The organism is Actinomadura sp. 3N508, from assembly GCF_044326375.1.
Lineage (GTDB): Bacteria > Actinomycetota > Actinomycetes > Streptosporangiales > Streptosporangiaceae > Spirillospora.
The window spans coordinates 401161-424741 of the sequence record NZ_JBIRAX010000003.1; the positions used below are offsets into that span (position 1 = coordinate 401161).

General features: G+C 72.4%; 17 protein-coding genes and 3 tRNA genes. 7 read left to right on the forward strand and 13 right to left on the reverse strand.

Going from position 1 to position 23581, the window contains the following annotated elements; translation table 11 throughout:
- The first annotated feature begins 150 nt into the window (after positions 1 to 150).
- From ACH34S_RS13190 to ACH34S_RS13210, 5 genes are all read left to right on the forward strand, one after another.
- Positions 151 to 954 (forward strand): fumarylacetoacetate hydrolase family protein, encoded by an 804-nt coding sequence (locus tag ACH34S_RS13190; RefSeq protein ID WP_395952845.1) that lies wholly within the window; start codon positions 151 to 153, stop codon positions 952 to 954.
- Positions 951 to 1352: a RidA family protein gene (locus ACH34S_RS13195; RefSeq protein WP_395952846.1), complete on the forward strand. Its 402-nt coding sequence runs from the start codon at positions 951 to 953 to the stop codon at positions 1350 to 1352. The genes ACH34S_RS13190 and ACH34S_RS13195 overlap by 4 nt, the downstream gene beginning before the upstream one ends.
- Positions 1353 to 1405: 53 nt before the next feature.
- The gene (locus ACH34S_RS13200) at positions 1406 to 2674 is read left to right on the forward strand and encodes a Rieske 2Fe-2S domain-containing protein (RefSeq protein WP_395952847.1); all 1269 of its coding nucleotides are present in this window, start codon (positions 1406 to 1408) and stop codon (positions 2672 to 2674) included.
- Between the two features lie 221 nt (positions 2675 to 2895).
- Complete coding sequence (locus ACH34S_RS13205; protein WP_395953322.1) at positions 2896 to 4545, forward strand: gamma-glutamyltransferase family protein; 1650 nt, start codon at positions 2896 to 2898, stop codon at positions 4543 to 4545.
- Positions 4533 to 5462, forward strand: coding sequence for a Rieske 2Fe-2S domain-containing protein (locus ACH34S_RS13210; protein ID WP_395952848.1), 930 nt, complete (start codon positions 4533 to 4535; stop codon positions 5460 to 5462). Before ACH34S_RS13205 ends, ACH34S_RS13210 begins: the two co-directional genes overlap by 13 nt.
- Positions 5463 to 6010: 548 nt before the next feature.
- Here ACH34S_RS13210 and ACH34S_RS13215 read toward each other — a convergent pair.
- From ACH34S_RS13215 to ACH34S_RS13240, 6 genes are all read right to left on the reverse strand, one after another.
- Positions 6011 to 7177 (reverse strand): acyl-CoA dehydrogenase family protein, encoded by a 1167-nt coding sequence (locus tag ACH34S_RS13215; protein ID WP_395952849.1) that lies wholly within the window; start codon positions 7175 to 7177, stop codon positions 6011 to 6013.
- A 190-nt stretch (positions 7178 to 7367) separates the two neighbouring features.
- Positions 7368 to 7442 (reverse strand) — tRNA-Val (locus ACH34S_RS13220).
- 24 nt (positions 7443 to 7466) lie between these two features.
- A tRNA-Gln gene (locus ACH34S_RS13225) sits at positions 7467 to 7538 on the reverse strand.
- Between the two features lie 88 nt (positions 7539 to 7626).
- A tRNA-Gly gene (locus tag ACH34S_RS13230) sits at positions 7627 to 7697 on the reverse strand.
- A gap of 295 nt (positions 7698 to 7992) precedes the next feature.
- Entirely contained in the window at positions 7993 to 8163 is a 171-nt protein-coding gene (locus ACH34S_RS13235; protein ID WP_395952850.1) for a hypothetical protein, read from the reverse strand.
- Between the two features lie 53 nt (positions 8164 to 8216).
- The gene (locus ACH34S_RS13240; RefSeq protein ID WP_395952851.1) at positions 8217 to 9005 is read right to left on the reverse strand and encodes a putative protein N(5)-glutamine methyltransferase; all 789 of its coding nucleotides are present in this window, start codon (positions 9003 to 9005) and stop codon (positions 8217 to 8219) included.
- Positions 9006 to 9122: 117 nt separating this feature from the next.
- Between ACH34S_RS13240 and ACH34S_RS13245 the strand changes: the two genes are divergently transcribed.
- Entirely contained in the window at positions 9123 to 9707 is a 585-nt protein-coding gene (locus ACH34S_RS13245; RefSeq protein ID WP_395952852.1) for a hypothetical protein, read from the forward strand.
- Positions 9704 to 10792, forward strand: a complete 1089-nt coding sequence (locus tag ACH34S_RS13250) for a PrsW family intramembrane metalloprotease (RefSeq protein WP_395952853.1) — start codon at positions 9704 to 9706, stop codon at positions 10790 to 10792. Before ACH34S_RS13245 ends, ACH34S_RS13250 begins: the two co-directional genes overlap by 4 nt.
- A 35-nt stretch (positions 10793 to 10827) precedes the next feature.
- Here the strand turns inward: ACH34S_RS13250 and ACH34S_RS13255 are convergent, their stop codons facing one another.
- From ACH34S_RS13255 to ACH34S_RS13285, 7 genes are read right to left on the reverse strand one after another with little or no spacing between them, the layout of a single operon-like run.
- A complete protein-coding gene (locus ACH34S_RS13255) occupies positions 10828 to 11781 on the reverse strand; it encodes a hypothetical protein (protein ID WP_395952854.1) in 954 nt (317 codons plus the stop codon).
- Positions 11768 to 13747 (reverse strand): MDR family MFS transporter, encoded by a 1980-nt coding sequence (locus tag ACH34S_RS13260; RefSeq protein WP_395952855.1) that lies wholly within the window; start codon positions 13745 to 13747, stop codon positions 11768 to 11770. Before ACH34S_RS13260 ends, ACH34S_RS13255 begins: the two co-directional genes overlap by 14 nt.
- Positions 13744 to 19698: an amino acid adenylation domain-containing protein gene (locus ACH34S_RS13265; protein ID WP_395952856.1), complete on the reverse strand. Its 5955-nt coding sequence runs from the start codon at positions 19696 to 19698 to the stop codon at positions 13744 to 13746. The genes ACH34S_RS13260 and ACH34S_RS13265 overlap by 4 nt, the downstream gene beginning before the upstream one ends.
- Complete coding sequence (locus tag ACH34S_RS13270; RefSeq protein ID WP_395952857.1) at positions 19695 to 20516, reverse strand: ABC transporter ATP-binding protein; 822 nt, start codon at positions 20514 to 20516, stop codon at positions 19695 to 19697. Before ACH34S_RS13270 ends, ACH34S_RS13265 begins: the two co-directional genes overlap by 4 nt.
- Entirely contained in the window at positions 20513 to 21547 is a 1035-nt protein-coding gene (locus ACH34S_RS13275) for a FecCD family ABC transporter permease (protein WP_395952858.1), read from the reverse strand. The genes ACH34S_RS13270 and ACH34S_RS13275 overlap by 4 nt, the downstream gene beginning before the upstream one ends.
- Positions 21544 to 22560, reverse strand: a complete 1017-nt coding sequence (locus ACH34S_RS13280) for a FecCD family ABC transporter permease (protein ID WP_395952859.1) — start codon at positions 22558 to 22560, stop codon at positions 21544 to 21546. Before ACH34S_RS13280 ends, ACH34S_RS13275 begins: the two co-directional genes overlap by 4 nt.
- Complete coding sequence (locus ACH34S_RS13285; protein ID WP_395952860.1) at positions 22560 to 23549, reverse strand: ABC transporter substrate-binding protein; 990 nt, start codon at positions 23547 to 23549, stop codon at positions 22560 to 22562. The genes ACH34S_RS13280 and ACH34S_RS13285 overlap by 1 nt, the downstream gene beginning before the upstream one ends.
- Positions 23550 to 23581 lie beyond the last annotated feature (32 nt).

Below are 23581 nucleotides of genomic sequence, written 5' to 3' on the forward strand. Positions count from 1 at the left end.
ATTGAACGGCGCCGCACCAGCAGCGGCGCGACGACCTGGTTCGCCGAGCCCCCTGACGGTCCCGGCCGACTGGACCTCACGAGAGCACACCGCTGTGCCGGCCTCGACGGCGCTAGGGAGCCCGACTGGCAGGGCACGGACCTGGTCGGGTTGCTCTCCGACCCGAGCCTGCTGCGAGGTCTGCGCGCGGCGTACGACCATGCGGCCAGCCACGTCGACGGAGCCTGTCTCGCCGCGGGCGGGGAAGCCGGCCGGCCGGCGCACGGTGTCGGACTCATCGACATCCCGCGCAAGCTGCTCGGGGTCGGCCTGAACTTCCCCAGCCACATCGCGGAGGCGCAGCGCGCCGGCGAGCCGGCGCAGACGCCGGCACAGCCCACGCTGTTCTCGAAGGTGCCGACGGCCCTCGCGGGCGACGGGGACGAGATAGCGATCCCCCGCTTCGGTGCCCAGCTGGACTACGAGGTCGAGTTGGCGGTGGTCATCGGGACGACCTGTCGCGATGTCGGCGCGGAGCAGGCGAGCAATGTCATCGCGGGCGCGACGGTGGTCAACGACCTCAGTCTCCGGGACGTGCTGTTCCACGCGCCCAACGGGATGTTCGAGGGCAAGAACTACGACGGCTTCCTGCCCATGGCCCCGACTTTCGTCACCAGCGACGAGATCGAGGATCTCGACGAGCTGGTGCTCACGTCGCGGGTCAACGGAGAGCTCCGCCAGTCGGAGCGGATGGGCAATGCACTGTTCTCCCCGCACGAGATCGTGTCGTTCGCCTCGTCGCGGATGACCCTCCAGCCGGGGGACGTCATCTTCTGCGGCACTCCGGGCGGGGTCGGGATCTTCGCGGAGGACCCTCCGGCGGCGCTCTTGAGGCCGGGAGATCTCGTCGAAGCCGGTGTCGCGTCACTCGGCGCGACACGGAATGTGATCGGTCAACAGGAGAGGCAACGGTGAAGAGGACGGACAGGCGCTACATCGGCCACACCGAGAACGGCCTGGGATTCAGCATCTCGGCGGGCCTGCGCCAAGGAAACCTGGTGTTCGTCAGCGGCGCCGGGACGATCGGCGAGGACGGCCGCGTCCCCGAGGCGCTGCGCAACGACACCGCGGCCCAGACGCGGCTGACGCTCGATGAGATCGATCGGGTGCTCAGAGAAGCGGGCGGCTCCCTGGAGGACGCCGTCATGTTCACCGTCTTCCTGGGGGACGCGGCCGACTTCCCGGCGATGAACCAGGTCTGGGCCGAGCGCTTCAAGGATCTGCGTCCCACACGGACGACGGTGGGAGTGCAGCTCATGGATCCCGACCTGTGCGTCGAGATCAACGCCATCGCGGTCGTCGACCCCGCGTGAGCACTCAGCACGTTCCCGACCACAGCGAAATAAGCAGAGCAACGGAGGAAGCCATGGACATCGAGACCAGCACCATGTTGACCGAGACGTCGGCGGGTACGCCCATGGGCGAGTGGCTACGCCGCTACTGGTGGCCGGTGGGGCTGTCGGAGGATCTCAAGAGCAAGCCCACGTTCATCAAGATCATGGGCGAGGACCTGGTCCTCTTCCGCGACACGAACGGCAACCCCGGCCTGGTGAGCGCGTACTGCCCGCACCGCCGCGCGAACCTGTGCCTGGGCAACACGGTCGAGAACGGCCTCCGCTGCCGCTACCACGGCTGGTTGATCAGCAAGGAAGGCAAGGTGCTGGACACGCCGGGAGAGCCCGACGACTCCTTCAAGGAGAACGTGACGACCCCGGCGTACCCGGTGCAGGAACTCGCCGGCCTGCTGTTCGCCTACTTCGGGCCGACCGGGGAGATGCCGGAGCTGCCGCGCTACGACTTCCTCGCCGCGGAAGGCGTGCACATCGCCAGCTTCATCGGGATCACCAAGGGCAACTGGCTCCAGGTCACCGAGAACAGTATGGACCCGCTGCACCTCAGCTTCACTCACGCGCCCACGTTCACCGCGCTCAACGCCGTGCCGGAGATGTGGTTCGAGGAGACGCCGCACGGTGTCGCGTACGTCGCTCTCCGGACGACCGACGAGGAGGACAAGTGGCAGGTGCGGGTCAACAATCTGGTCCTTCCGGCCTGGGGTTGCAGCGGCGCGACGGGAATGTGGATCGAGGGCGCCCGCGGATCGGACTCCCCGCCGATCACCGCCCGCGTCAACGTTCCAATCGACGACGAGTCGAGCCTGATGTTCCGCGTGATGTACCTGCCACCGGAGTTCGCTCACGCCGCCGAGGACATCGCGACTCAGCCCGAGCACCTGAAGTGGGACACGATGTGGCGCACCATCGAGATCGAGCCCTTCCACGAGTACCTGCGGCACGAGCGGACCGGCGAGCCGCTCAAGCTCGGCTACACCATCCCTGAGGGTGCCGGGTACGAGGACGCGTCGGTCGTCGGGAGCATGCCTCCGCGCGAGGACAGGCACAACGAGAACCCGCTGCCGACCGCGGACGCGGGCCTCAAGTTCATCCGGCAGGTCATCATCGACTCGGTGCGCGAGGTCGAGGACGGCGGGCTCGCCAAGGGGCAAAAGAGCGACGCGAGCGAAGGTGGCGTGATCCCGCTGACGACCGGCGAGAAGTACACCACCCCCGAGGGGGCCGACGCCCTGCGTCAGGACCCGGGCGCGCACCAGGCGCTGCGCCTGCCGTCCTGGAACTGAATGATCCGCGGGGCGGGCCGCGCTGTGCAGCGGCCCACCCCGCGTGTCCGGTCCCGCACCCGAGCCACACAGAGAAGCGAGCGGCTTTGACGACGTACCCGCATCCGGTCCTCTCCGGCCGTGATGAAGCCATACCCCCACGGGACCCGAGCCCCCTCCGGCGCGCTGCGTCCCTCGGCCCCGCCTACGGCCTCAGCAGCTCCCACCACCTCGCGACCGAGGTGGGAGCGAGGGTCTTCCGCGCCGGCGGGAACGCCATCGACGCTGGGGTCGCCGCCGGGATGGCGCTGACGGTGATCGAGCCACACATGTGCACGTTCGCCGGTGTCGCTCCCATCATGGTGCGTGCCACGCAGGCCGCGGAGCCGATCGTCATCGACGGCGTCGGCAGCTGGCCCGCGGGGATCCTCCCGGAGCGCCTGGCACAGTGGTTCGGCGACGACATCCCGATCGGCGTGCAGCGCAGCGTCGCGCCGGGTGCGCCGGGTGCGTGGCTCACGGCGCTGAGGGACTACGGGACGCTGCCGCTGCGCGACGTGCTCGAGCCTGTCATCGAGCTGTGCCTGACCGGCGTCCCGGTCTCGCCGGGGCTGGCCGGGTTCTGCGGCTTCTTCATGGATCGGATGAGGCTGTGGCCGACGACGATGGAGATCTTCGCTCCCGGCGGGATCCCCCTGACGACAGGCCAGTTGCTGCGCCAGCCCAGCCTCGCCTCGACCTTCGTGACCCTCCTCGACGCCGAAGCGGCGGCGCGCGCGGAGGGCATGAGCCGCGAGGCATCGATCGACGCCGCGCGCGCGGAGTTCTACGAAGGCCGCATCGCCCACGACATGCTCGCCTTGCTGAGGAACTTCGACTGGCCGATGACCGCCGCCGACCTCGCCGGGCACCGCACGCGCGGAGAGCGTCCAGTCCGGACGCACTACCGCGGCCATGAGATCTATGCCTGTGGTCCCTGGTCGCAGGGCCCGCTACTGCCGATGCTGCTCAATCTGCTCGAGGGCTACGACCTCAGCCCCGGCACGATGACGGAGGAGCAGTACCTGCACGTCTTCCTGGAGGCCTTCAAGCTGGCCGGCGCCGATCGGGAGGCGTACTTCGGCGACCCGCATCTGGTCGACGTGCCGATAGCCGATCTGCTGAGCAAGGAGTACGCCGCGCTGCGCCGCTCCCTCATCACCGAGACGGCGGCGCCGGCGCTGCCGCCTCCCGGCAATCCGGTTCGCGACGCCCGGGCCGCTCGCGGCGCGGCCGGTCCTCCGCCGCTGTCGCCGGGGAACCGCCCCCCGGACACCTCGCATGTGTGTGCCATGGACGCCCAGGGGAACATGCTCTCCGCGCTGCCATCGGATCACGTCTTCGGCAGCCCGATGGTCCCGGGCCGCGGATTCGTGATCTCGCACCGAGGTGGCCAGTTCTGGCTGGATCCCCGTCACCCCGGGCGACTGGCGCCGGGCAAACGGCCCCGGATCACGCCCAACCCTGCGATGGTGATGCGAGGGGATCGACCGGTGCTCGCATTCGGCAGCCCCGGCGAGGACCTGCAGTGCCAGGCGATGGCGCAGTTCGTGAACGCCCTCCTCGACCGACGGCTGGGACTGCAGGCGGCTGTCGAGTCACGCCGCGTCGCGAGTCACGCGTTGCCGTCGTCGTTCTTCCCGCACGCGCACGCGGCGCCCAGAGCCGCCCTCGAGATCCGGGACGAGGACGACGTCCTGGCCGCTCTGCGCGCCCGCGGTCATGACGTCGCCGCGCTGCCGGCCTACAGCTACGGCACCGGCGCCATCGGCGCCGTGCGCCTCACCGAGCAGGGTCATATCGAGGCCGCGGCGGACCCGCGGCGGCCAGAAGCATCCGCATGGGCAAGGTGATAAAGATATCCGAGTCAGCCATGTACGACGCCGTCGCATCGCAGGGCGCCCACGGGGAGCCGGTCGACGGGGTGTTGCAGCCCATCGCCTGGCAGGGCGAGGTACAGGAGGAGCCCGTCGCGCTGTCGGTGGGCGGGCAACCGGCCGTCCTCTTCCGTGATCCGAGGGGAGGCATCGCGGCGTTGCACGACGTCTGCCCCCATCTCGGCTATCCACTGTCCGGAGGGAGGCTCACGCCGCTCGGCCTGCAGTGCGGCGTCCACCGCTACCAATTCGACGGCAGCGGCATCTGCCGATCGGTGCCGCGCGGCGACCCGGCCGACGTCAAGGCGGCCGAGGTGCTCCCGACCGAGCTGTCGGGCCGGCTCGTCCTGGCGGTCGGCTCGTCCGGGGCGGACGCGGTGCCGACCGCGGGCCTGGCGGAGCTGACGCCGCTCGTCGAGCTTCTGTCGGGCACTTCGGAACCGGTCTGGGGTCGATCGCACTGCACCGCGGACGACCCCGTCCACCGCGGTGGGGTGCCGGAGGCCGGCAGATGGGACACCACGGTCATCGCGTCGGGAGGGAGCGCGCCCGCAGGACCCCGCGCGGTCTCGGCGGCCCTGGAGCAGTGGGACGGGCAGGGTACACCGATGATGGTGGACGTACCCGGGAGCACCTACCCGGCGTACGCCAAGACGGTGCTCGGACTGTCCGCACTGGACGGGACCGCGGCCGTGCGCATCGTCCTGCCGACGTCGGGCCCGTCCACCTGGATCGTGCTCTCGATGCGTACGGGGCCCCTCGCCCAGTCCGTGCATCACACTCATCTGTTCGTGACGGCGCGTCTGACCTGGAGTGATTCCTTGACGGCGTCGCTCACCGCAGTTTTGCCTGAATCGGCCACGGGATGGCGGACACTCCTCGCCCAGCAATAGCAGGTTTCGCGCCTCGGGACTCGACGTGGGTCGCTCAGGAACCGCGGGGATGCCTGGTCGCGTGATGGGGTGAGGGAACCACGCGCTGACCGTGCTGCCTCGTGGGACGGCTTCCGGCGTGAGCATTAAGGCGCCCAGGTCGGCGGCCCACAGGCAGCGTCCCTCAGGTTCGCGTTCTGGAGGTCCGCGTTCTGGAGGTCGGCTGCGGCACGTCGACCGACATGCGCCCAGGCGAAACGACGCGCAAACAGGGGACACACCAGTTCCGGCACTATTACGCCAGCGTGACGCTCCCAGCAGGGGTGTCCATCAACGAGCTGGCGGAGTATCTGGGCCACAAGGATCCGGCGTTCACGCTGCGTTACTACGCCCACATGCAGGTCAGCTCGTACGATCGTGCCAGACAGGCGATCGACGCGCGGATGCAGTGGCCCGACTCGTCGCCGCCCAGTACTGAGGCGGAACCAGAGATCATCCGCAATCGTCGCGCCGTCTGCGGGAGTGGCCTGACGGTCACTGACGACGAGGAGTTGGCGCAGGTCGAGTGGTTACTTCAGGAGCTGGCGGGCCATGACCATGCGCTGGATCTGGTTCGTGCCCTCGTAGATCTGGGTGATCTTGGCGTCGCGCATCATGCGTTCCACCGGGAACTCGCGGGTGTAGCCGTAGCCGCCCAGGAGCTGGACGGCGTCGGTCGTCACGTCCATCGCCACGTCGGACGCCAGGGTCTTGCACGCCGACGACACGAACGTCAGGTCGGCGATCTTCTCGCCGTGCATCGCCCGCTCGGACTTGATCGCCGCGTGGTAGGTGAGCTGTCGGGCCCCTTCGAGGCGCATGGCCATGTCGGCCAGCATGAACTGCACGCCCTGGAAGTCGGCGATGGGCTTGCCGAACTGGCGGCGCTCCTTGACGTAGCCGAGCGCGAAGTCGAGGGCGCCCTGGGCGATGCCGAGGGCCTGGGCGGCGATGGTGATGCGGGTGTGGTCCAGGGTGGCCAGCGCCGTCTTGAAACCGCTGCCCTCGGCGCCGATGATCCGGTCGGCGGGGATGCGGACGTCCTGCAGGATCACCTGGCGGGTCGGGGAGCCCTTGATGCCCAGCTTGCGCTCCTTGGGACCGAAGGACACGCCCGGGTCGCCCTTCTCGACGACGAACGCGGAGATGCCGCGGGCGCCCTGCGCCGGGTCGGTGACCGCCATCACCGTGTAGTACTCCGACTCCCCCGCGTTGGTGATCCACATCTTGGTGCCGTTCAGCACCCACGCCTCGCCGTCGCGGACCGCTCGGGTCTTCATGCCCGCCGCGTCCGAACCGGCGTCGGCCTCCGACAGCGCGTAGGAGATCATCGCCCCGTCGCGCGCCACCGGCGCCAGGTACTTCGCCTTCAGCTCCTCGGAGCCCGACAGGAGGATCGGCACGGTGCCCAGCTTGTTCACCGCCGGGATCAGCGACGACGAGGCGCACGCGCGGGCGACCTCCTCGATCACGATCACCGTGGCCAGGGCGTCCGCGCCCGCTCCGCCGTACTGCTCGGGGACGTGCACCGCGTGCAGATCATTGGCCACCAGCGCGTCGAGGGCCTCCTGCGGGAACCGGGCCTCCTCGTCGACGTCCGCCGCGAACGGGGCGATCTTGGCGTCGGCCAGCTCGCGCACCGTGCTGCGCAGCAGCTCGTGCTCCTCGGACGGCGCATAGGCGGGAAAGTCGTTCATCGGTCCTCCGCGGGTCCCCGGCCGCGTCGACGACGGCCATATTACTTTGACGGCCAATATTTGAACGCCAAAGTAAGCGAGGCGGCAGGGCGGAGTCAAGGCGGCGCCGGGCGACACGCGTCACATGCGAGAGCGGACGGTCCCGCCGGCCCCCGTCCGGGTCGGCGGGACCGTCCTTTTCCATGGCCGGTTGACCGGGCAGGGCTCGAACCTGCGACCCCGCTGCTTGTAAGACAGCCGCTCTACCCGACTGAGCTACCGGTCATCGCCCGGAGTGCCTCCGGGACGGCTGCTGGAGCAGGACTTGAACCTGCATGACGTGATCCAGAGTCACGCATCCTGCCGATTGGATGATCCAGCATTGGGTGCCCTCCGGCGGGCGGTGGCGTCCGCCCGCCTGGGCACGGGAGAACCAGCCGGGGGTCGTTACTCCCGCCGGTCCAGTCCAGAGCCGCACCCGGGAATCGAACCCGGTTCGCCTGGGTGGAAGCCAGGTGTCTCACCATTCGACTTGTGCGACATGAGTCGGGCATGAAAAAGCCGCCTGGGGTGGAGTCCCCGGCGGCCTCTGGGAGGTCTTCAGACCTATCCAGAGGAGTCCACGGGGACGCTGCTACCGCCTTGCGACCGAACACCGAAAGGACGCCGCTGGTCTTGGGTGGCAATCCCGGTCATCGTGCGGCTCCTTTCTCGGTTCGTTGCTCATATGGTGCGGCACGGGGCAAGACATCGGCAATCGGTTTTTCGCCCCAGGACCGCACCGGGGCCCTACCCAGCTCGTGGGCCCCGGTGCGGTCGGCAGGGCGCGGGTCGCGTCAGAAGGCCCTGCGGCGGGTGCGGGCAGGACGGCGGCGCGACGGGGTCAGCAGCCGCTGGAGCACCCTGAGCGGCAATGTCACGATGCTGATGACCACGCTCGCCAGGGCGCCGAGAACGCCCGCGATCGTGCCGACGATGGCGCTGAGCGCTGCACTGATGCGGCGCATAAGGATTCACTCCTTCAAGTCGTCCTATAGCGCCCATACCCGTTCTTGGAGATTTACACAGGCTTTGCAGCGACGATGACGGTTGCGGCGAATTCCGCGGATTCGGCCACGGTCGCCGCGAGACCGCTCCGTTCGACGGCCGCGACGGCGTCCGGGACCTGCCGTTCGCTCGTCTCGAACAGCAGGTGTCCGCCCGGCGCCAGCCAGCCCGGGGCCTCTGCGGTGACGCGGCGCAGGACGTCGAGGCCGTCCGGGCCGCCGTCGAGCGCCACGCGCGGCTCGTGCACCCGCGCCTCCACCGGCATCAGCGCCAGTTCCCCGGCCGGGACGTAGGGGACGTTCGCGAGCAGCACGTCGATCCCGCCCCGCAGCGCGGCCGGGAGCGGGGCGAAGAGGTCTCCCTCGTGGACGTGCCCGCCGAACGGCTCGACGTTGCGGCGGGCGCAGCGCACCGCCGCGGGCTCGATGTCGGCGGCGTGGAGTGCCGGCCCGCCGGCGCGCAGGGTGGCGGCCAGCGCGGCACCCAGCGCGCCGGTGCCGCAGCACAGGTCGACGACGACCGGGCGCGGCGGAGCGAGCTCGGCGGCCCGCCGGACGAGGAACTCGGTGCGGCGGCGGGGCACGAAGACGCCGGGGTCGACGGCGATCCGGAGGCCGCAGAACTCGGCCCAGCCGAGGACGTGCTCCAGCGGCAGCCCGGCGGCGCGCCGGTCCACCATGGCGGACGCGCCGTCCGGCGTGGCGGCCGTGGCGAGGATCAGCCGGGCCTCGTCCTCGGCGAAGACGCATCCGGCGGCGCGCAGCCTGGCCACCAGGGCCGTTTCGGTGATGGGTTCTGTCATGAGCGACGGCAACTCTAGCCGAGTCATCCGCCTGCGCCCTGGCGGGCCCGCCCGTCCTGACCTTGTTTAGGGGGCTTGTCCAAGGGCATCCCGGCTGCACGTCATCAGGGGGGCTGCGTGACGCGGGTGAGATGGTGGGGGACGGGTCTCGTGGCGCTCACGCTGCTGAGCCTGAGCGCAGGGCTGCCCCTGCTGAACACGGTGCTCGGAAGCGGCGGCAGGCCCCTGGCGCCGGGGACGGTCGTGTCGGTCGGCACGGATCGGGGCGGCGTCCGGCCGATCACGCTGACCGTGTCGCACGCCGGGTGGGCGCTGGACGCGGGCGCGACCTCCCTCACCGGCTACGCCGAGCTGATCAGCGAGGACGTCGTGGTCAACCTGAGCGTCGCCGTCCCGCTGGCGCCCTTCGACGCGCGCGAGCTCTGGGACGGGTTAGGCCGCATCGTCGCGCTGGGCGGGCGGGCGCAGCTCGGCACGCGGCCCGTCCCGATCAGGACGAAGCACGGGATGACCGGCCTCACCGGGGCGATCACCGGCCGGGACCGGGCGGGCACGGCGGCGGTCTTCGCCACCGACACGCTCGGCGCGACGGTGACGGCGGCCGGTCCCCCGCTCGCCTTCCGGAACGTCGCCCCGGAGGTCCACGCGATGGTGCGGACCCTCACGATCGCGGCGCCCTGGACGTCGGAGACGGAGCAGTGATCCGCAGGCCGGCGTTCTGGCTCTGGGCCGCGGTGTGCGCGATCGGGACATGGGTCGCGGTCCGCGGGATGGACGCGGCCGTCCGCGCGTTCCCGGTCGGCGCGATGGTCGGCGGCGCGCTCCTCGCTCCGGCGCTGGCCGCGGGCGTGTGGGGGCTGCGGCGGCTGCATCCCGTCCGGTCGCACCGGCTCGGGTACGCGCTGATCGCGGTGGGGTGGGGCGGGATGGCCGCGTTCGGGCTGGCGCTGCCCGCGAACGCGGCGTTCCATTCGGTCATCGGCAAGACGGCGGGGCCGGAGTTCACCTCCGCGTGGGGCGCGGCGATCGCGGCCCCGGTGGACGAGGAGATCCTGAAGCTGCTCGGCGTGGTGACGCTGGCGCTGATGGCGCCGTCCGCGATCCGCGGCCCGCTGGACGGCTGGGGCTACGGCGCGCTCGCCGGGCTCGGCTTCCAGATCTCGGAGAACTTCCTGTACGTGCTGAACACGATCGTGCTGACCGGGGCGACGCAGGACGTGAACGCGGCGCTGTTCTCGTTCGGCAGCCGGGTCATCGGCGGCGCGTGGTGGAGCCACTGGGCGATGACGGCGATCGCCGGGGCGGGGCTCGGCTGCCTGCTCGGCCGGGCGTCCCGGGGAAGCGCGACCATCGCCGTCGCCGCGTTCGTCCTGGCGATGGGCCTGCACTCCTGGTGGGACGCGCCCGTCCTGCACGGGGTGGCGTGGCTGCCGGTGAAGGGCGCGCCGATCCTGCTGACGGCGATCGTCGCGTACCGGCTGGCGCGGCGGCGCTACCTGTCGCACTTCCGGCGGACGGTCCACGCCGAGACGGTGCGCGGCGTCCTCGTGCCGGGCGAGGGCCACGTGCTCATCCACCGCAAGTGGCGCCGCAAGGAGCGGTGGGACGTCCCGACCGGGGAGCCGCGCCGGCTGCTCGCCCGGCTCCGGGCCGCGCAGCTGAGCCTGATCGAGGACGGTCTCGGCGGCCTGGAGCGGGACCCGCGCTCCACCGTGCGGCTCCGGACGGACGTCCACGACATGCGCCATCACCTCAACTCGTGCCCCTCGCCCCGCCGCGTGGCCTGACGAGGAGGGCGGCCGCGCGCCCCGCGGCGCCGAGGTCAGTAGTCGTCCAGTGCCGAGACCTCGAAGATCGTCAAGGTGCGGCGCACGTGGCCGTCGGGCTGTTCTTGCAGGGTGACCCTTGCCCGGAGCTGGACCTTGGCGCCGATGTTCCAATGGCTGATCTCCCGGTGGGGCAGCTCCTTCGCGCTCATCTTCACCGTTTCGCCATCGGGAAGCGCCACCAGCCAGGACTGCATGTCGCTCACGGTTCGCAGGATTCCGGTGATCAGTTGTTCCTCGGCGTCGAGACCTCGCCCGGCGATGAAGCTCTGCATGCGTCCGGCCGCCGCCGGTGTGACGCTCGCCCTGACGGTGGCCGAGCCGGGTTTGGCCCAGGTCGCATCGAGCGTGATCCCGGAGCGGCTGATCGCTCTGGCGAGGTTGGCGAGCGTGCTCCCGACGCGAGGACCGAGCTCCCCCAGCAGGGCGGCCGCCCTGTCGTCGATGACGGGATCGTCCGTGCCGAGGGCGTCCAGCAGGCTGATGAGCACCGCGGAGGCGCGATCGGCGAGTGGACGAGGAGCGTTGAGCACCGCCACGTTCCCGCCCGGCTCGTCCATCGGGGGATCCTGCGGTTCGACACCGAGGGTGATCGAACCTGCCGAGGAGGCGGTGGTGAGGATCAGGGTGGTGCGCCGCACGATCTCGGGGGGCAGCACTCCTCCAAGCGCCCTGAATTCCTCAAGGGCCGCTCCGGTGGCCGAGACGGCTCGTTGCCAGCCCGTGGCGATCAGGCCGAGCCGGCCGAGCTCGGCCGGGTGACCTTCGACCCCGCCGCCACGCAGCCGCAGCTCTCCGCAGGAGCGCACGGTTCGGGCGGTCCCGGATCGGCGGGCAATGGACGCCTCGATGCTTCGCCGGCTCCATTCACCCGGTTCCGCCGGCGAAAGGGCGGTGTCGGGGGGCTCGGGAGCGTGCTCAAGGAACCAGGCCAGGTCATCTGTACCCATCGATGATCACCTCCAGGTAGCCGCGCCGTGGGACGGAGTCGAGACGCAGGTCCGCATCATGAACCCGGCTCCACAGGTCGTCCCAGTAGCCCCGCGCCTCCAAGTACTGCTTTGTCTCAGGCTCAGGGTCGGTACCGAGTGTCGGCGTCCACTCCAGAATGTAGGAATCGACGCGCATGCCGTAGGCGTCCTTGATCCGGCCCGTCGCCGTGGCGGAGAGGAACGCCAGTGCTCTCGGGTCCAGGGTCGCGGCGTTGGTCGCGGCGTTCTGGAGCTTCACGGTGTCGACCAGGTACACGCAGTCGATGTCCGCCGGGTCCGGCGTGGCCGAGAAGAAGCTGCCCGACAGCCAGCATGCCGGTACCTCACCGACGAGCTGCCGAAGCGCCGAGGTGAGGCGCCGCCACTCGCTCCAGATCGCCTCCCGTTCGCCGGGCTGCCCCATGACGTAGACGGACTCGGCTTCCTCGACCGTGCAGACCCATCGGCCTGGCGGGAGCCGGCCGTCGACCAGTTGGGGCAGCGCCACCGCGGTGCGCCTGCGGGCTTGCTTGCGTTTCGCGCTCACGGCGGCCTGCTGTCCGTGATCCGCTTGGCCAGCGCTCGCCGCGCGCGGCAACGCGTACGCGGCGGCGGCGGCGAGCACGACGAGACCGAGCACCATCCAGAACGCGTCGCCGAACGCCGCCGCCTGATCGGGGCGGGCCGCGATCCTCGTCTGCAGGACGACGGCGAGCGCCGCCGTGCCGATCGAGCCGCCGAGCATGCTCAGCAGGTTCAGCGCGACCGCCGTCCGGGGCAGCTCCGGCGGGCTCACCCGGCGGTAGACGAGCGTCATGATCGGTGTACTGATCATCGCGGCGCCCACGCCGCGCAGGAAGAGGGAACCGGCGACCACCTCGTCCGGCACCCCGTGACCGAGCCGGGTGAACGCGACCGTGCCGGCGGCGACCAGCGCCATCCCGCCGAGCACCAGCGTGCGGGGGGCGAGCGCGTCCACCACCCGGGTCAGCAGCACGGTCCCGGCGGCCGCGCCGACCCCCTGCGGGGCGAGCAGCAGCCCGGTCTCCCACGCCGACAGTCCGCCGGGCCCCTGCAGGTACAGCGGAAGCAGGAACATCGTGCCGAACACCGAAGCGCCCAGCGCCAGCAGCACCGGCGCCGCGACGCCGAACGGTGGCCGGACGAACAGCCGCGGGTCCAGCAGGGGGACGCCCTTGGTCCGCACACCGTGCAGGGTGAACCCGGCGAGCATTCCCGCGCCGGTCACCAGCGCCGCGGTCACCTGCCACGCGGGGCTGCCGTGCGCGACCCTGGTCAATCCGTACACCAGCGCGGCGAGGCCGGGCGACAGCAGCGCGGCGCCCCGCCAGTCGAAGCGGGCGCCGGTCGCGGCCGGCGGCGCCGCGGGCACCAGCCGGCGCCCGAGCGCGAGCGCGACCACCCCGACCGGGATATTGATCAGGAACATCCAGCGCCACCCCGCCGCGTTCAGCACCGCGCCGCCGGCCAGCGGCCCGAACACCGGCGACAGCAGCGGCAGCACCCCGACCACCGCGATCACCCGTCCGGTCCGCTCGCGGCCGGCGATGCCCACCAGCAGCGCCTGCCCGAGCGGCGGCAGCAGGCCGCCCGCGAGCCCCTGCATGACGCGGAAGACGACCAGGCTGGGCAGCGACCATGCCAGCCCGCACAGCAGCGAGGCCGCCAGGAACGCCGCGACCGCGCCGAGCCAGACGCGGCGGCCGCCGAACCGGTCGGCCAGCCAGCCGGACATGGGCACCGCGGTGACCACGGCGAGCAGGTAGGCGGTGGTGACCCACTGGACGTCGGCGACCGGCGCGGCGAATCGGTCGCTGAGCGTGGCGAGCGCGACCGCGACGATCGTGCCGTCCAGGGTGGCCATCACGGTGCCGAGGACGAGCACGAACGCGACCCGCCACAGCCCTGCGTCGATCTTGTTCATCGACGGGGCTCACCGGCGTCGTCCGCGCGGTCGATGCGGGCGGCGATCCCGGCGGCGGTCCTTCCCTCGAACACGTCGCGTACGGTAACAGTGCGGCCGGTGCGCCGGATCAGCGACGTCACCCGCAGGGTTGCGATGCTGTCCCCGCCGTGCTCCAGGAAGTCGTCGTCCGGGCCGAGGCCGGTTCCGATGGCGGTCCGCAACACCCGCAGCACCGCGGCCTCGGTCTCGGTCGCCGGTTCCCTGGCCGGTTCACCGGCGCGTGGCGCGGGGCCGGGCGGCACGGCGGCCTCTGGCAACTGGGCGCGTTCGGCGGCGTCGAGCGGCGGCAGTGTCTCCGCCGGACGGTCCGGGTCGGCGACCAGTTCGTGGAGGAGCGTGCGCAACCGGCGGCCGTACCCGTGCACCGTCGCCTCGTCGAGCACGTGCCGCTGGTAGCTGAGGAGGACGGTGAACTCCTCGCCGGGCAGCACGAACAGGGTCAGCGGGTAGTGCGTCGCGTCCGCGATGTCCACCCCGGTCTGCTCGAGGCCCGGTGCGATCGTCTCGCGGTGGCGGCTGGAGAGCGGGAAGTTCTCCATCACCAGCATGGTGTCGAACAGCCTGCCGAGGCCGGTGGCGCGCTGCACGTCGGGCAGCCCGACGTGGTGGTGTTCCGCCAGTGCGGTGGATTCGGCGTGCACCCGGTCCAGCACGGCGGCGGCCGTCTCACCAGGGACGGAACGCACCCGCGTCACGACCGTGTTGCCGAGCTGGCCGACCATCCGCGCCACCTCGGGCACGTCGGCCAGGCGGCCGGACACCGGGGAGCCGAACACGACGTCCCGCCGGCCGGTCAGCGCACCGAGCAGCAGGCCCCACCCGGTGTTGAACACCGAGGCCGAGGTGACCCCCCGGTCGCGGGCGAACGCGATCAGCCGCGCGGTGAACTCGGCGCCGAGCGGAACAGTGATCCGCTCCGGCCGCTCCACGGGGGCCGGCGCGGCGGCCGGGGCCAGGTGCGTGCCGGACGCCAGCCCGGCGAGCGCGTCCCGCCAGGCCGCGAGACCGGCCTCGTGGTCGCGGGCCGCCAGCACCCGGTGGAAGTCGGCCAGGGGCGGCGCCACCGGGGCGGCCGGGCCGCCGCTCAGCTCGTGGTAGATGGCGAACAGGGTGCGGCCGACCAGCGGCATCGACCAGCCGTCGAGCAGCGCGTGGTGGATGGTGAACACCATCCGGTGCTCATCGGGGCCGAGGGTGCACAGCAGGAACCGGATCAGCGGCGGCGTTCCCGTGTCGAACGGGCGCCGGTGCTCGGCCCGGCAGAGCTCGGCGAGATCTTCCGGCCGGGCCGACACGGCCCGGAAGTCCGGCGCCACCTGTGCGGGGATCACCTGGACGACCGCGCCGGACCCGGTGGTCTCCAGGTGCACCCGCAACGCGGGATGGGTGCGCAGCAGCCGCTCGGCGGCCGCCCGCATCCGGTCCGGGTCCAGGGTGCCCCGCAGGTGAGTGACCGCCTGCACCACGTAGACGTCGGCGTCGGTCTCGTCGCGGACCGCGCTCTGGAACATCAGCCCGGCCTGCAACGCGGTGGCGGGCAGCACCTCGGGGGCGGGGCCCTCCCGCTCGACCCGTGCGGCGTGCTCGGTGAACGCGGTCAGGGCGGTGCGCCACGCGTCGACCAGCTCCGCGAGCGCGGGGGCGGGCAGCACCCGGCCCGCCGCCGTCCACTCCACCGCGAGCCGGGGCCGGTCCGCCTCCCGGACGAAGCAGTTCACCGCCAGCACCTGCTCCAGTGCCTTGGCGCCGGGCTCGCACACCGAGAACGGGTTCTCCTGCGCCGAGCGCCAGCCGGGTACCGGCGCGAACCGGCCCAGGTAGTTGAGCAGCACGTCCGGCGGCGGCCCGGTCAGCTCCGCGCCCCGGACCTCGGGGTCGAGGTGGCGCAGGACGCCGTAGCCGAGCCCGTCGCCGGGCACGGCGTCGCCCGCGGTGATCGCCGCCCGCAGCAGCCGTCCGGCGGCGGGCCCGCCGGCCAGCGCGTCGGCCAGATCGGCGTCGTCGTGGACGGCGTGGGCGGGCACCCGCACCGGGTACTCCGCGGTGAACCAGCCGATCGTGCGGGCGACGTCGTGCTCGCCCTCGCGCCCATGCCGTTCCGCCGTGACCGTCTCGGCGTCCACACCGCCCGCGCGCCACAGCCGCAGCGCGAGCACGAGCACGGCGAGCAGCACGTCGTCCACCCCGGCGCGGTACGCGGCGGGCAGCGCGGTGAGCACCGCGGCGGTGGCCTCGGGCGAGGCCACGTCGGAGGTCTCGACGGCCGTGGCCACGGTGTCGAGGCTCGGGTCCAGGCCGCGTCCGCCGAGGTGCGTCTGGCGCAGCGCGGTCCGCCAGTGCGGCAGTTCGCCGCGCCGGGCGCCCGCGGTGCCCTGTTCGGCCAGCCGGAGCGCGTGGGCCCGCCACGAGGTGCTGACCGGGGCCGGCCGCGCACCCTTGCACGCCGCGTGCAGGTCCGGCAGCAGCACCCGCCACGAGACGCCGTCGATCGCCAGGTGGTGCACCACGATCAGCAACCGGCCGGGCAGCACGGCCACCCTGACCAGGTCACCCGCCGCCGGGTCCAGCTCCCCGGCCAGCCGGCGCGCGACGGCGTCCATCGGTTCGGCCGCCGAGGTGACCTCGGTGACGACCGCGGCGGCGGAGCCGGGCGGCGGCACGGTCAGCGGGTCGATCCGCAGCCGCAGCGCGTCGTGGTGGTCGAGCAGGGTCTGCACGGCCGCGCGCAGCCGCTCCAGCGGTACGTCCTCGTCCAGCTCGACCGCGGTCCACTGCGCGTACCCGGCGATGGCCGCCCGATCCGGGTTGCCGTCCAGCAGCACGCGCACGATCGGTGGTGCCGGGACGTCGCCGAGCGGCTCGTCCGGCTCGTCGCCGCCGGCCCGGTCGGCGTGCAGCGGCTGGACCGACGATGCGAGGGACGCGAAGTCGCGGCGGGCCAGCAGATCGCGCGGGCGCAGGTCGAGACCGAACTCGCGCAGCTTGCCGCTCACCCCGATCGCGGTGATGCTGTCGCCGCCGAGGGCGAAGAAGTCGTCGTCCACGCCGACCTCCGGCACGTCCAGCACCTCGCCGACCGCCGCGCACAGCATCTTCTCCGGCTCGGTGGCCGGTGCCCGGCCGCTGCCGGTGCGGGAGGGTTCGGGCAGCGCCGCGCGGTCCAGCTTGCCGTTCGGGGTGACCGGAAGCGACGCAAGCACCGCCACCGCCGAGGGCACCAGGTGCTCGGGACATCGCTCGGCGAGCCACGACTTCGCCTCGTCGCCGTCGACGTCGCCGACCACGTAGCCGACCAGGCGGGTGCCGCGAACCGCCGCCGCCGCGGCGCGGACGCCGGGCACCGCGCCGAGCGCGGCCTCCACCTCGCCCAGCTCGATCCGGTGGCCGCGCACCTTCACCTGGTCGTCGCGCCTGCCGAGGAACTCCAGCTCCCCCTGCCAGCGGACCAGGTCGCCGGTGCGGTACATGCGGTCGCCGGGCGCGCCGAACGGGTCCGCGACGAACCGCTCCGCGGTGAGGTCGGCCCGGCCGAGGTAGCCCAGCGCGAGGTGCGGTCCGGCCAGGTACAGCTCGCCGACCGCGCCCGGCGGTACCGGGCGCAACGCGTCGTCCAGCACGTAGGCGCGGGTGCCGGGCACCGCGGTGCCGATCACCGGCTCGGGTCCCGCCACCGGTGCGCTCGCACTGTCGACGGTGGCTTCGGTGGGGCCGTACATGTTGCGGGCGGGGACCCCCGAGTCGCGCACCCGCCGCCACAGCGCGGGCGGGGTCGCCTCGCCGCCGAGTATCAGCAGGACCGGGCGCCGGGTGCCGTCGAGCAGGCCGCGGTCCAGCAGCGGCGCGGCCATGGACGGGGTGGTGTCCACGACGTCGATGCGGTCCCGGGCGAACGCGGCCAGCAGGGCGTCCGCGTCGCGTGCGGTGTCGGTGTCGTAGAGGTGCAGCTCGTGCCCGCACAGCAGCCATGCGAGCTGGTCGAGCGCGGAGTCGAACGCGAACGAGTAGGTGTGCGCGACCCGCAGCGGCCGGCCGGCGGCGCGTTCGGCCTCGGCGACCGTGGTCGCCCGCTGCCGGTGCACCAGTTCGGCGAGCGCGTGCGCGGGGACCAGGACCCCCTTGGGCCGCCCCGTCGAACCCGACGTGAAGATCAGGTAGCCGCCGCTGCCCGGCCGCCGGCCGACAGTGGATGCGGCGGTGGCCAGTGCGGCGGGTGCGGGGCCGTCGTCGGCGAGGTCGGCAGGGGTCAGCACGAGCGCGGCGCCGGACTCGGCGACCAGCTCGCGGACGCGCTCTGCGGGCTGGTCCACGTCCAGCGGCAGGAACACCGCACCGGCGTCGAGCACCGCGAGCATCGCCACCACGAACTCCACCGAACGCGGCAGCTCCAGCGCCACCACGTCGTCCGCGCCGACGCCCCGCGCGCGCAGCCGCCCGGCCAGCCGGTGCACCCGGCCGGCGAGCTCCCGCGCGGTGACCCGCCGCTCCCCGTGCACCAGCACCGTCCGGTCGCCGGGGAGGACGTCGAGCAGGTCCGGCACCGGTGCCGGCCGCCCGGGCACCGCCGGGGTCGTCCACGCCCGGAGCAACGCCGCCCGCTCGTCGGGGGGCACGAGGTCCACGGTGCCGACGGTCGGCTCCCCCAGCCCGGTCAGCGTGTCCAGGAGTGTCAGCAGCCCGGCGAGGCGCGCGTCCACGCCGGCCTGGTCGTGGGTCCGGGCGTCGACCTCGAACCCCAGCGAAAGACCGCCGTCCACGGTCGGAAGCACGCTCAGGCCCATGTCCTCCGGGGGCCCGCCGGCGATGTTGCGCATGTTGCCGGTGCTCCCGGCGAAGTCCAGCGTCAGGTCGAACGCCTTCAGGTTGATGCCCCGGCCGTGCAGCAACCCGCCCGCGCCCGGGACCGCGAGGTCCCTCGGGAGGTTCTCACCCCGGTAGCGCTGGTGCGCCCGCATCTCCCGCAGCGCCTCGGCCACCCGCCCGGTCAGCTCCGGGAGGGTGTCGGTCTTGCGCACCCGCACCCGCAGCGGAAGCACGTTCACCATCATGGCCGGGGTGCGCAGGGCCCTGCCGGACCGGCACATCAGCGGCATCGCGAGCACCATGTCGTCGTGGCCGTGCACCCGGTGCAGGAACGCGACGTAACCCGCGATCAGCACCTCGGCCCAGGTCGACCCGATCCGCTCGGCGTACCGCTTCAGCTCGGCCAGCCGCCCGGCGGACAGCACGGCGCCGGCCGTCACGGTCCGCTCCGGTGCGCCCGAGGCCTGGCCGGTGTCGCCGAAGCCGGGCAGCGGGGTGAACCGGTCCGTCCAGTACGCCCGGTCCTCGATGAACTGGTCGCTCGCCTGGTAGTCGGCGTCGGCGGTGACCAGGTCGGTGAACGCGCCGAACGGGCAGGGCGGCACCGCTTCACCGCGCACCACGGACGTGTAGTGCGCGGCGACACGGCGGGTCAGCATGGCCGCGGTGTAGCCGTCGAACACCAGGTGGTGGCCCAGCTGGGTGTACCAGACCTCGGTGTCGGACAGGCGCAGCACGGTGTGGCCGAACAGTGGCCGGTCGACCATCGCCCGGCAGCGGTCGGCCGCCCGCCAGCGCAGCTCGTCGACGCGCACCCGCGCCGCGGCCGGCGGGTCCGGCTCGGCGCGCAGGTCGATCACCTGCGGCACGGGCACGGGATCGGTGGACACCGTCTGGCGCGGGCCGTCCGGGGTGTCGTGCACCCGCAGCCGCAGGCTCTCCGCCTCTTCGGTGGTCGCCCGGATCGCCTCGGTGAGCGCGTCCACGTCGATGGGCGCGCCGCCGGTGATCTCCACCACGTCGCCGACCACGTAGTACGGCGAGTCCGGCTCGAGCCGCTGGGCGTGCCAGATGCCCAGCTGCGCGCCGGTCAGGGGCAGGCCGGTCATCTGATGTCTCCTCGGTCCATGGTGGGGACGACCATCGGCGTGCCGGTCACCGGATCCGGGACGACCAGGCACGGGAGGTCGAACACCTCTTTGATCAGCGCGGCGTCCACCGTGTCGGCGGGTGCGCCTTCGGCGACCACCGCGCCGTCCTTCATGGCGATCACATGGTCGGCGAACCGGCACGCCTGGTTGATGTCGTGCAGCACCGCGATGATCGTGCGGCCCTCGTCGCGCAGCCGGGCCAGCAGCGCCAGCAGCTGGTACTGGTGGGTGATGTCCAGGAAGGACGTCGGCTCGTCCAGCAGCAGGTACGGGGTGCGCTGTGCCAGCGCCATGGCCACCCAGACGCGCTGCCGCTGCCCGCCGGACAGCTCCCGCACGTAGCGCTCGGCGAGGTCGGTGATCCCGGCCGCGGCCATCGCCTCGACCACCGCCTCCTCGTCCTGCGGGGACCATGCCGTGAACATCGACTGGTGCGGGAACCGGCCCCGCGCGACGAGCTGGCGCACCCGGATGTCGTCGGGCGCGGACGGTTCCTGCGGCAGGAACGCCACCGACCGGGCGTACCGCTTGCTGCCGATGGTGTTGACGTCGGCGCCGTCGAAGGTCACCACGCCCTGGTCGGGCCGCAGCAGCCGCACGAACGAGCGCAGCATGGTCGACTTGCCGCACGCGTTCGGGCCCACGACGGCGGTGAACGCGCGGTCGGGGACGTCGACCGTGAGCCGGGTGGACACCACCCGGTCGCCGTAGCGGAGGGTCACCTCGCGTGCGGTGAGGCGGGGGGTCAGGTCGCGCGCGGTGAGGCGGGGGGTCATCCGCTACGCACCTCCTTAGTGAGCAGCCAGATCAGGTAACAACCGCCGATCGCGGTGGTGATGACACCGACCGGCAACGACACCGGCGCGAGCAGCAGCTGGGCGATCAGGTCGGCCGACAGCAACAGGAACGCGCCGGTCAGCACCGCGGGCAGCAGGCCGACGCCGGGGGTGCGCGCGACGCGCCGCCCGATCTGCGGCGCGGCCAGCGCGACGAACGCGATCGGCCCGGTGACTGCGGTCACGGTGGCCGTGCAACCGACCCCGATCAGCACCAGTTGCAGCTGGAGCGACCCCGTCCGCACCCCCGTGCCGACCGCGACGTCGGTGCCCAGCGCGGCCTGGTGCATCGCGGGCGCCCGGGTCGCCAGCAGGGCCAGCAGCACCCCGATGACGCAGAAGGGGATGCGCGCGTGTTCCCAGTCCAGGCCGTTGAGGGACCCGGCGCTCCAGCCGACGGCGGCGATCGCCACCTCGAGATCGGCGCGCAGCACGATCCACGAGTTGACCGCGGTGATCATGGCGTTGACCGCGATGCCGACCACGATCAGCCGCAGCCCGGACACCCCGCCGCGCATCGCGAGCACGTAGACCAGGGCGGCGGCGGCGAGGGCGCCGGCCACCGAACCGGCGGTCTGCTGGGCGGGCGTGGCGGACAGGGCGGTGAGGGCGACCAGCGTGCCGGTGTAGGCGCCCGCGTCGAGGCCGATCACGTCCGGGCTGCCCAGCGCGTTGCGGGTGACGTTCTGGAAGATGGCGCCCGCGCTGCCGAGCGCCGCGCCGAACAGCATGGCGGCGAGTACCCTCGGCAACCGCCATTCGCGGATCACCACGTTCAGGCCCCCGCGCTCCCCCCGCAGCGCGTCGAGCACCTGCGCGGGGCTGGACCAGCCCGCGCCGTAGCAGAGCACGGTGAGCCCGAGCGCGAGCAGCAGCGTCAGCAGGACGCACGTGAACACCAGCGTCCGGCGTTCCACCAGGGCCGAGAAGCGGCCCCGGCGCAGCACCACGGCGGTTCCGGTCGCGCTCACAGCTGCCCCACCCCGTACCGCCGTACCGCCCAGATCAGCGCGGGGCCGCCGACGAAGGCCGTGACGACGGCCACCGGCATCTCGCCGGTGGGCAGCAGCAGGCGGCCGGCGGCGTCGGCAGCCAGCAGCAGGACTGGGCCGAGCACGGCGGCGAACCCGATCAGCCACGGCACCGACGCGCCCGCGGCGCGCCGCACCAGGTGCGGCACGATCAGCCCGACGAACAGGATCGGGCCGGCGATCGCGGTCGCCGCCCCCGCCAGCGTGATGACCAGGGCCAGCGTGACCACTCGCACGGCCATCACGTTCACGCCGAGGGTGCGCGCCACCGACTCGCCCAGCGCGATGGCCGCCAGCTGGCGGCTCAGCAGCAGCACCGCGGCCACCGAGACCGCGATCACCAGCAATGGCACGGTGTGCGGCACCTGCTCCCGGCCCGCCAGCGAGCCGACCGACCAGAACCGGTACTCGTCGAACACGGTCGGCGAGATCAGCTGCATGCCCAGGGCGACACCCGTCAGCACGGAGCTGAGAGCCACTCCGGCCAGCAGCATGCGCAGCGGTGAGCGCAGGCCCACCGCGGCGACCAGTGCGGCCGCCGCGACCGCGCCGGCCACGGCCGCCAGAAGCTCGCCGAGCGCGTTCGCGGTGAGCCCGAGGCCGGCCCCCACGGTGATCGCGAATCCGGCGCCGGAGGTGATGCCGAGCAACCCCGGTTCGGCGAGCGGGTTGCGCGACAGCACCTGCACCAGCACCCCGGACACCGCGAGGGCGGCGCCGACCCCGATGGCCAGCATCGCCCTCGGGATCCGGATGTCGCGGACCACGGCGACGTCGTCCGGATCCCCGTTCCCGAACACCGCCTGCAGCACCGTGACCGGCCCGATGGACTGCGCGCCGACCCCCACGCTGGTCACCGCGATCACGAGCAGCACGGCGAGGCCGCCGAGCAGCAGCAGCGGACGCGTGCCCCACCTCGGACCGGCGCGGTCGGCCGCGGCGATCGTGGTCATCATTTCAGCAGGCGCGAGAACGCCTTGTCGGCCGCGTCGAGCGTCAGCTCGGCCTGGCGGTAGGTCGCGGCCTCGGTGTAACGCACCGGGAAGGTCATGCCGGCCTTGACCGCGGGCAGGTTCTTCCACAGCGGCGAGTCCAGCACGTACTGCACCTCTGGCGGCACCGAGCCGTCCACGTCCACCGAGTAGGTGAGCGCGTCGGCCTGCCCGAAGGCGCCGGGCATCTCCTCGATCGACGGGTACTCGCTGACGGACTTGGCGCCCTTGCCCATGACCTTGACCCGGCCGTAGTAGTTGGCGCCCATGTCCTGCGTCACGTTGGTGCCCCACGAGCCGTTGAACTCGCGCTCGAAGCTGCCCTTGGCCACCTCTCCGTAGGCGCCGACGTGCCCGAACTTCAGCTTGGGCAGCACGGCCTTGTACTTCTCCCTCAGCGTCGCGGCCTTCTGCTCGTACGAGGTCCGGACGGCGTCGAAGCCCTTGAGCGCACCCGCCGCGTCGGCCTGCTTCTGGGACAGGTCCCGCCACGCCTTGGGCACCGTCGGGCCGATCGCCACCACCGGTGCGATGGACGTCAGGCGCTTCATGTTGATGTCGCCGAGCACCACCTTCGGCACCCCGATGATGATCAGATCGGGTTCGGCCTTCGCGATCGCCTGGTAGTTGGTCTCCGCGGCCAGCTCACCTGCGATCTTGGGGAGTTCGTCGTAGGACTTGCGTTCCGCGGCGCCCATCAGCGGCAGGCCGCGCTTCCAGGTGGAGATGCCGACCAGCGGGGCGCCCGACTCGATCAGCGCGGGCACCGCGTAGCCGGTGGCCACCACCCGCTTCGGTTTGACCGGGATGGTGATGGTGCCGTTGTCCGCGACGAACTTCCTGGTGGGCCCGGAGTCGGCGCTGGATCCGGCGCTCGAGCCGCAACCGGCGGTCAGCGTCGCCGCGAGCAGGAGAGCACCTACGATGCGAATCTGGGGGGAGCTGAGCATGTTCTTCCTTCGTCGTGCGGGGGTTCGACAGT